Annotated in this window: 8 protein-coding genes; 4 read left to right on the forward strand and 4 right to left on the reverse strand. The window is 67.3% G+C overall.

From position 1 onward, the window contains the following. Window positions 1-107 precede the first annotated feature (107 nt). Window positions 108-1,478, forward strand: coding sequence for a putative porin (locus VMR86_09895; protein HTO07353.1), 1,371 nt, complete (start codon window positions 108-110; stop codon window positions 1,476-1,478). On the opposite strand, the gene VMR86_09900 is transcribed toward VMR86_09895, so the two are convergent. Beyond that, window positions 1,468-3,216: an ATP-binding protein gene (locus VMR86_09900; protein HTO07354.1), complete on the reverse strand. Its 1,749-nt coding sequence runs from the start codon at window positions 3,214-3,216 to the stop codon at window positions 1,468-1,470. The two genes, VMR86_09895 and VMR86_09900, sit on opposite strands and share 11 nt — an antisense overlap. A gap of 67 nt (window positions 3,217-3,283) precedes the next feature. Between VMR86_09900 and VMR86_09905 the strand changes: the two genes are divergently transcribed. Further along, on the forward strand, window positions 3,284-4,078 hold the full coding sequence (locus VMR86_09905) for an enoyl-CoA hydratase-related protein (protein ID HTO07355.1): 795 nt from the start codon (window positions 3,284-3,286) through the stop codon (window positions 4,076-4,078). Between the two features lies 1 nt (window position 4,079). Here the strand turns inward: VMR86_09905 and VMR86_09910 are convergent, their stop codons facing one another. Further along, window positions 4,080-4,997, reverse strand: coding sequence for a PrsW family glutamic-type intramembrane protease (locus VMR86_09910; GenBank protein ID HTO07356.1), 918 nt, complete (start codon window positions 4,995-4,997; stop codon window positions 4,080-4,082). A gap of 105 nt (window positions 4,998-5,102) precedes the next feature. Here VMR86_09910 and VMR86_09915 point away from each other — a divergent pair, with 105 nt between their 5' ends. Both VMR86_09915 and VMR86_09920 read left to right on the forward strand, forming a co-directional pair. Beyond that, window positions 5,103-6,170 carry an alcohol dehydrogenase catalytic domain-containing protein gene (locus tag VMR86_09915; protein HTO07357.1) on the forward strand — a complete coding sequence of 356 codons (1,068 nt, stop codon included), beginning with the start codon at window positions 5,103-5,105 and terminating at the stop codon, window positions 6,168-6,170. Then, a complete protein-coding gene (locus tag VMR86_09920; GenBank protein ID HTO07358.1) occupies window positions 6,167-6,955 on the forward strand; it encodes an SDR family oxidoreductase in 789 nt (262 codons plus the stop codon). The genes VMR86_09915 and VMR86_09920 overlap by 4 nt, the downstream gene beginning before the upstream one ends. 83 nt (window positions 6,956-7,038) lie before the next feature. Here VMR86_09920 and VMR86_09925 read toward each other — a convergent pair whose 3' ends face one another. Together VMR86_09925 and VMR86_09930 are read right to left on the reverse strand one after the other, a co-directional pair. After that, the gene (locus VMR86_09925; GenBank protein HTO07359.1) at window positions 7,039-7,494 is read right to left on the reverse strand and encodes a hypothetical protein; all 456 of its coding nucleotides are present in this window, start codon (window positions 7,492-7,494) and stop codon (window positions 7,039-7,041) included. A 432-nt stretch (window positions 7,495-7,926) separates the two neighbouring features. Beyond that, window positions 7,927-8,226, reverse strand: coding sequence for a hypothetical protein (locus VMR86_09930; GenBank protein ID HTO07360.1), 300 nt, complete (start codon window positions 8,224-8,226; stop codon window positions 7,927-7,929). Window positions 8,227-8,463 lie beyond the last annotated feature (237 nt).

Raw genomic sequence — 8,463 nt, forward strand, 5'->3', positions numbered from 1 at the left:
TTCACTCGACCGTCACAGATACGCCACCGAACCTCACTGACCGCCTCGTAGCATCGACGCCCACAACCAACTGAGGGGGCTCTCCGATGCTGGGATCGAGGGGTTCGGTGCGCGCGCTGTTCTGCGCGGCCGTGCTGTCCATGGGAACGTTCTGGGCCGGCGCCGCGCGCGGCGACGACGCATCGGCGGTCGAGCAGATCGTCGCCGTGCTGCGCGAGAAGGGGCTGATCGATCAGGCCACGGGCGACGAGATACTCGCCAAGCAAGCGCAGAGCGAAGTCAAAGAGAACGCCAAGCCGACGCCGGCCGTGTCTCAGGCCCCGGGCCTGCTCGACGGCTTCATCTTCAGCGGCGACGTGCGGCTGCGCGACGAGCAGTACTGGTACAACCACGGGCTGCAGGGCACCGAGGCGAACGACAACAACCGCTTCCGCTACCGCGCGCGCTTCGGCTTCACCAAGCAGGTCAACGATTGGGCGCTGGTGGGCGTGCGGCTGGCATCGGCCAGCAACACCGGCGACGGCGTCAACCGCAGCACGAACCTGAGCGCGGGCGAGACCTCGGACTTCAGCTACGACCCGATCTTCTTCGATCGGCTGTACGCGCAGTTCACGTTGCCCGACCCGGGCATCGGACTCACCACCACCGTCACGGGCGGCAAGATGGCCAACCCGTTCATCTGGAAGAACGGGCTCGACAAGATGCTGTGGGACGACGACATCTCGCCCGAAGGCGTGCAGATCTCGTCGACCTGGGCCGTGAACGAGAAGGCGAAGCTGTGGGGGAACTTCGGCTACTACGTGGAGCTGCAGAACGCGAGTCAGGTCGACCCGCGCGTGTTCGCGTACCAGTTCGGCGGCTCTTACAAGCTGCCCGAGGCGTTCGAGATCGGCGCGCGCGCCAGCTACTACGACTGGCAGTTCCTGGGCAACGACTCGACCTCGGCCACTCATACCGGCTACTTCGACCGCGCCCGCGCGAAGGGCAACCTGCCCAACGGCTTCAATCCCGACATGCACATCATGGAGTCGAGCGGCTACGTGACCTGGGGCGGCGTGCAGGAGTGGCCAGTCACCTTCTGGGGCTCGTGGATGCAGAACCTGGCGGCCGACGGCGCGGTCGTGAGCGGCGTCCGGATCGGCGCGAACGACACGGCTTACGGCTACGGCGTCGAGGCCGGCGACATGAAGCGCTGGGTGCGCGTCGGCGTGGCCTGGCAGCACGTCGAGGCCAACGCGGTGCCCTCGCTCTACACCGACAGCGACATGTTCGACGGACTCACCAACCGCGAGGGCTGGGCGCTCTACGCGTCGCGTGAGATCTTCGCGAACACGGAGGTGCGGCTGTGGCTGTGGGACGAGTCGCCGATCAAGACCACGCAGAGCGGTGTCGGCGGCGGCCCGTTCAACATCTCGACCGCGACCGACTCACAAGCCAACCGCCTGCGGCTGCAGACCGACTTGATGCTCAAGTTCTAGGAGTGAGCGGCAGCCGGACGGTGAAGACGGTGCCTCGGCCGAGCTCGGAGCTGACCTCGATCTCGCCCCCGTGTCTCTCGACGATCTCGTAGCAGATCGAGAGGCCGAGGCCCGTCCCCTCACCCACCGGCTTGGTGGTGAAGAACGGATCGAACACCCGCGGCAGGTGCTCGCGCGCGATGCCCGCGCCCTCGTCGGCGACGTCGATGCGCGCGCGGTCACCCTCGCGGGCGGTGGTGATGCGGATCGTGCCGCCGCCCGCGCTCGCGTCCGCTGCGTTCAAGAGCAGGTTCAGGAACACCTGCTCGAGCTCGCGCGGCGCGCACTCCAAGGGCGGCAGCGGCCCCGACGCGCGTTCGAGCGCGATGCCGTCGCGCAGGCGCGGCCGGGCCATGCGCAGCGCGGAGTCGAGTATCAGCTCGAGCTCGGCGGTCTCGCGCGCGCCCTCGTCGGCGCGCGTGAAGCGGCCGATCTGCTGCACGATCGAGGTGATGCGCTCGATGCCCTCCAGTGACTCGTCGATCAGCTCGGCGCCGTCGGCGAACAGCCGGGTCTTCTCGTCGTCCTCGCCGCGCCCGATCAGGAGGTCGGCTGCGTTGCCCCAGTACTCGCGCAACAGCAGCATGTTCGAGCGCACGTACGCGGTCGGGTTGTTGACCTCGTGCGCCACGCCCGCGGCCAGCTGACCGACCGCGGCCATGCGGGCCGACAGCACGAGCCGGCGCTGCAGCGCCTCGATCTCGCGCATGTCTCGCACCACCACGGCCAGGCCCGTCTCGACCCCGCGCCGGTCGCGCAGAAGTCGAGCGCTCACCGACACGGGCACGCGCTGCTCGCCGGGTCCGTAGAGCCAGGCACGCGTCTCTTCGACCTCGACCGGCGGGCTGGCGAGCGCGAGGGACAGGATCTCGCCGATGCGCCGTGACTCGACCTGTTCGAGCGGCAGGCCGAGCATGCGCACGAGCCCCGCGTTGGCCGAGCGGATGCTGCCGTCGAGCCGCACCAGCGCCAGGCCCTCGCTCATGGTCTCGGTGATCTGCGCCGCGAACGTGCCGGGTGAGAGGATCGAGTAGCCGAAGCGCGAGAGACTCCAGGCGAACAAGACGCCCATGGCGGCATAGGACGTGGTCGCGACCTGCGGCACGGGATGGCCGAGCCAGGGCAGGAGGCCGTCCGAGGTACCGCCCACGAACAAGAGCTGTGCCGTACCCGCGCCGAGCCACAGCCCCTGGCGGCGCTCGCTGCCGAGCCGGCTCGCGCGGTAGGCGCGCGTGGCAATCACGAGCGCCCACACGAAGGCGCTCACGTTGAGCGCGAAGCTCGCGGGATACAGCCAGCCGAAGCGGTAGCCCCAGCCCCACGACATGCGCACGGCACCGGTGTGGATCCAGGGCGTGAGCAAGTCCGCCACCACCACCGCTCCGCTGCCGGCGAAGAAGAACGGCAGCGCGCGCCGCAGCGTGGGCGCGGGCGCGCGAGTCACATCGAGGATGAAGCGCGCCGACAGCGGGCCGAGCGCCGCCCAGCCCAACGACGACAGCCGCAAGAGTCCGAGCGCGCGCTCGGGGGAGTCGGTCGTGGTCCACAACAGCTGGCAGCTGGCCCAGATCGCGCCGCTGTACAAGAGCATGGCCGCGGAGCGGTTGCCGCGGTCGCCGGGGTCGCGCGCCACGATCACCGTGGCGCACACGAGCAACGCGCACAGGTCGACGAGCTGAAGGGCCGTGAATGCGTTCATGTCGCTCCCGTCCGCGCATCGGCGGCGACCTGTGTAGACTTGCGGGAAACAGGCGAGGGAGTCCGCGGTGTCTGCAGAGCTGGTGCGCTTCGAACGACGGGACCACGTGGCCGAGGTGACGATCTCGCGCCCGGAGAGCCGCAACGCGCTGAACCCCGAAGCCTACCGGCAGCTCGAGGCCGCGGTCCGCACGGCGCAGAGTGACCCCGAGGTGCGCTGCGTGCTGCTCACGGGTACCGATCCCGCCTTCTGCAGCGGCGACGACGTGAAGGAGATCATGGCCGGCCCCGCGCGCGAGACCACCGTGGCCAGCCTGCGGCAGGTGCGGCCGCGCGCCACGCCCGCGGCCATCACCATCCTGGAGTGCGACCGGCCGGTGATCGCGGCGGTGAACGGCCCGGCGGTCGGCTGGGGCATGGACCTGACCCTGTTCTGCGACATCCGCATCGCGTCCGAGCGCGCGAAGTTCGGCGAGCTGTTCATCAAGCGCGGGCTCGTGTCCGACATCGGGGGGCTCTACCGCCTGCCGCGCATCGTGGGCCCCTCGAAGGCCGCCGAGCTGCTCTTCACCGGCGACGTGATCGACGCCAAGGAGGCCGAGCGCATCGGCCTGGTGTCGCAGGTGGTACCGCACGAGTCACTCGTGCCGACCACGCGCGCGCTGGCGGGCAAGATCGCGGCGAACCCGCCGCTCGCCCTGCGCTACATGAAGGAAGGCCTGCGCCGCGCGCAGCTCGCCGATCCCCACGAGCTCGGTAGCTGGGTGAGTCAGACCCTCGCCACGCTCTTCCAGACCGAGGACCACAAGGAAGGCGTGCGCGCCTTCCTCGAGAAGCGCGAGCCGAAGTACTCCGGCCGCTGACTCAGGAGCGGCGCACGGCCAGGCGCATGGCCTCGATCGAGCGCACGTAGGCGATGAACAGCATGACCGAGCCCACGGCGATCGGGAACTCGAGGCCGATCGTGCCGAACAGGTCGTACGTGCCGTGCAGGAAGGCCGCGATCGCGATCCCGGCCACGATCAGCGCCCGGCGCCGCGCCGGCGTCTCGACGCCGAGCGCGATGAACTGGCCCGCGATGCCCGCGAAGACCGCGTGCAGCAAGGGCAGCGTGATCAGCCGCGAGAGCTGCACCACCATGTACACGCCCAGCGGCATGCGGCCCATCGCCACGGTCTGCGCGTAGTTCAGCGAGAAGTACACCGCTTCGGAGACTCCGAACGCGAAGCCCGAGACACACCCGAGATAGGTGATCTCCCGTACCGTCCCCGGCTCGCGGTTGCGGATGAAGATCCAGAACAGCGGGATCGCCTTCACGAGCTCTTCCGAGAGCCCCACGCCGAACAGGTACCCGACCGCGCGCCGCAGGAAGTTGCTGGCGTGCGACGCGTCGTTGAGCTGACTCAGGATGGGCAGCTGCCCGAGCAGATACACCACGAACACGCCCGTGATCGACGTGAAGAGCGACACGCGCACGATGTCGAGGATGCCGATGCGCTCGGGCCGCACGAACAGCCAGATCACCAGCCCCCAGGTGGTCGCGAAGTAGATCGCGAACAGGTAGGCCACGCCGCGAAAGTGCGGGTGCGCGAGGCTCGTCCAGCCCACGAGGAACAGCGGGAACAGCGTGAAGAACAAGAACCACTGCACGCTGCGGATGTTCCACGGGCGGTCGCTGCGCCAGATGGAGACCGGAACCAGCGTGCTCCAGCCCAGCTGCGCGAGCTGGCGCAGCACGCCCTCGCGAGTCACCGGTGCGGGTTCGTTCGGCTCCGCGCTCACGCGCGGGAGACTAGCGCCTCCGTCGCTTGCAGGCGCTGCTGGAAATCGCAGAGGGCTTCCGGGGACAATGGCCCCGCAAGCGCGGTTGCGCCCAGCGGGAGGGTCATGAAGGCCATCGTCTATCACGGCAAGCACGATTTCCGTTACGAGTCGATCCCCGACCCCAGGCTCCAGGGCCCGGCCGACGCGATCGTGCGCATCACCCGCACGGCCATTTGCGGCTCGGACCTGCACCTGTGGCACGGCGGCCTGCCCGACGGCATCGGCGCGTCGGGGGGCTTCGCGGTGGGTCACGAGTTCATGGGCATCGTGGAGGAGGTCGGCAGCGCGGTGACCGGCGTGAAGAAGGGCGACCGGGTGCTCACCTCGTGCACGGTCGGCTGCGGCACGTGCGAGCTGTGCGCGCGGAACGTGTTCAGCGGCTGCAAGGTCATGACCGGCGGCGGCGGCGCGGGGGGAGTGTTCGGGTTCTCGCAAGGGCTGCCGGGTGGCCAGGCCGAGGCGGTGCGCGTGCCCTTCGCCGACACCAACCTGTTTCACGTGCCCGCCGACATGCCCGACGAGCAGGCGCTGTTCCTGACCGACATCCTGCCCACGGGCTACATGGGCGCCGAGTTCGCCGAAGTGAGTCCCGGCGACACCGTGGTGGTGTTCGGCTGCGGCCCGGTGGGCACGTTCGCACAGATGAGCTGTCTGTTGCGCGGCGCCGCGCGTGTGATCGCGGTCGACCTGGACGAAGGCCGCCTCGAGCGCGCGCGCCAGCTCGGCTGCGACGCCGTGAACCCGGCGCGCACGAACCTGGGCGAGCGCGTGCTCGAGCTCACGCACGGCGTGGGCGCCGACGCGTCAATCGAAGCCGTGGGCCGCGAGGACCTGATCACCCAGGCCGCCATGGTGACTCGCCCCGGCGGCCGCGTGGCGGTGATCGGCGTGCTGACCTCGCCCACTGCCACCCTGCCCTGGTTCCTGCTGTTCATGAAGAACATCGCCCTGCGCACGGGCCTGGTGAACCCACAGGTCTTCATCCCCAAGCTCATGCCGCTGATCGAGCAGGGGCGGCTGGACCCGACCGTGATCATCAGTCACCGGCTGCCGCTCTCCGAGGGCTCGCACGGCTACGAGATCTTCGCGGGTCACAAGGAGAACGCGCTCAAGGTGGTGCTCACGCCATGAGCGAGCTGGAAGACCTGTTCTCGCTGCGCGGCCAGGTGGCCCTGGTCACCGGCGCCTCGAGCGGTCTCTCGGCCCAGGTCGCGCGCGCGCTCGCCAAGGCCGGCGCGAACGTCGGCCTGGTGGCGCGTCGCAAGGAGCGGCTCGAGTCACTCGCCAAGGAGCTCGAGCAAAAGGGCGTGCGCGCTTGTGTGGCGCCCGCCGACGTGACCGTGACCGACGAGCTGCGCGCCGCGATCGACCGCGTAGAGACCGAGCTCGGCCCCATCGACATCCTGGTGAACGGCGCCGGCATCGCCCCCCTGGGCCGCGCCGAGAAGCACACGCGCGCGAAGTGGGACTCCGCCGTCGCGCTGAACCTGACCGCGGTGTGGGAGGGCTCGCAGCTCGTCGCGCAGCGCTGGATCGAGCGCGGCCGCGGCGGCCGCATCATCCAGCTCTCGTCGGTGATCGGCTTCGGCGCAAACCCCGTGCACCGCTCCGTGGGCTACGCCGCCACCAAGGGCGCGCTCAACAACCTGACGCGCCACCTCGCGATCGAGTGGGGCAAGTTCGGCATCTACGTGAACGCGCTCGCGCCGTCCTACTTCCCGACCGAGATGACCACCGACCCGCGCACCGGCGACGTCCCGCCCGACCAAGCCGCGATCATCCACCAGTTCACGCCGCTCGGGAGACTCGGCCGGGTCGAGGAGATCGATACCGCGGTGCTATTCCTGGCCTCGCCGAAGACGAGCTATGTGACGGGGGCTGTGGTGACTGTCGATGGGGGCTGGACGGCGTGGTGAGTTCGCGGTGAACTCTTCAATGAGCAACGACGGACGCGCCCTTCCTCAGAACCTCCGCCCCCAGCACCCTTCTTCTGCGATGCCTATCGCCTTGGCACACCGTGTTCGTTCAACGGTACCAACGACAGCCAGTCTTCGGTGCGCTCGTCCTCAAGTCGCTCAAGAAAGTCGCGATTGAGTTCGCTCCGGATCCCGAATTCATCAATACTGGTCTTGATGCTTCCCAACAGCGGCTCACCGAGGACCCTGCATCGAACGACCCACACTGCGCCGCGACTTTCGCGGCTCACTTGCTCGATCTCCGACTGAATCGCGTTCCAGCGATCCTGATCGTTGCGCTCGTGAATTGGTGTACTGGCTAGAAGCGGCAAAATGCGATCGGCACGATCCTGAGAAATTGGAACCACTGCGTACACGCGTTCATCCGATTCGGGGCTCCACGCGAGCATAGCTGCATAAAATCGCTCACCGCTCGCTCTGAAGGTACCAACTGCGCTGACAGCGCCGTCGTACCACTCGATGGGCTTGATCTCGCTCAAACTATCGGAAGAGAGCGTTGAACCTTGCTGCATCTTCGTCGCTAACCGGATCAGGTAAGACTACGGTGTAGTGGTTCGGTTTAGCGCCAGTCTTTAGCCCACTCGGCGATCTCTTCTCTGGATGTCTCTCCGCTCACCAAGCGAATAAGTCTCAACACGACCTTCTTGCTTGGCCGGTGCAGCTAGCGGCTCAGCGTGTCCCGACATGGTTCCGAGCCTCATCAAGGGTACGGGCTCTTGAGCCGCTCCTTCCGGCCGGACGATCCGGAGCGTTACCGAAGCGTCGAGGATTGCTTGCTGCGCTCCCTCGAGACTGTCGAGAGGTACTCTCGCTATCAGTCGCAGGTCCGAATGGTGCCGCCGAGAGGCGGTCGGTTCTCTATCACGACCGCAGACGGCGGATGGTGATAACCGCGTGCTGGGCCAATCACCTCACTCGAGGGAAACCACCATCTCCCGCTCCCGCTTGGTCGGGTAGTACTTCTTCTTGTATTCGAGCCCGTAGAACAGCGTTCCTTGTATTCCGGTGACCCCCTTCTTATCCGCTCTGACCGACCAAAGGCGGTCGCAGATATCCTTTGCCCTAGGATCGCCGACGCGTTCGATGAAGTCGTCGATGAACTCGATGTCTTGACCCTGAGCAGGAAACAACGCGTAGAAGTCCTCGTCCGTCGCGGAAAAAATATCGTAGGAACAGTTCCTGGCATCGTCGATGACTTGCACGTTCTTCACAGGATCACTATCTCACCTTCCGACCCGGACAGACGTTCGTATGTGTTCCATCGGGCTGTTGAACATCCCAATGTGGTCCACCGTGGGCCCTCGGCCCTGGACTTTTGGGAATCTAGGCGTTGCACCGCGCGCACCGAGCCCAGGCAGAAATTTGCATCGCTGCCAACAGCTCCCGAACTTCTGATCATATGAACCTCACACGCTCATCAACGTAGATCTGGGATCCCAGCTCAGAAT

The organism is Myxococcota bacterium (genome assembly GCA_035498015.1).
Taxonomy (GTDB): domain Bacteria; phylum Myxococcota_A; class UBA9160; order SZUA-336; family SZUA-336; genus VGRW01.

Coding starts and splice junctions, on each gene's coding strand:
- VMR86_09900 (HTO07354.1), bottom strand. CDS start 3,216: ATGAACGCATTCACGGCCCTTCAGCTCGTCGACCTGTGCGCGTTGCTC.
- VMR86_09915 (HTO07357.1), top strand. CDS start 5,103: ATGAAGGCCATCGTCTATCACGGCAAGCACGATTTCCGTTACGAGTCG.
- VMR86_09920 (HTO07358.1), top strand. CDS start 6,167: ATGAGCGAGCTGGAAGACCTGTTCTCGCTGCGCGGCCAGGTGGCCCTG.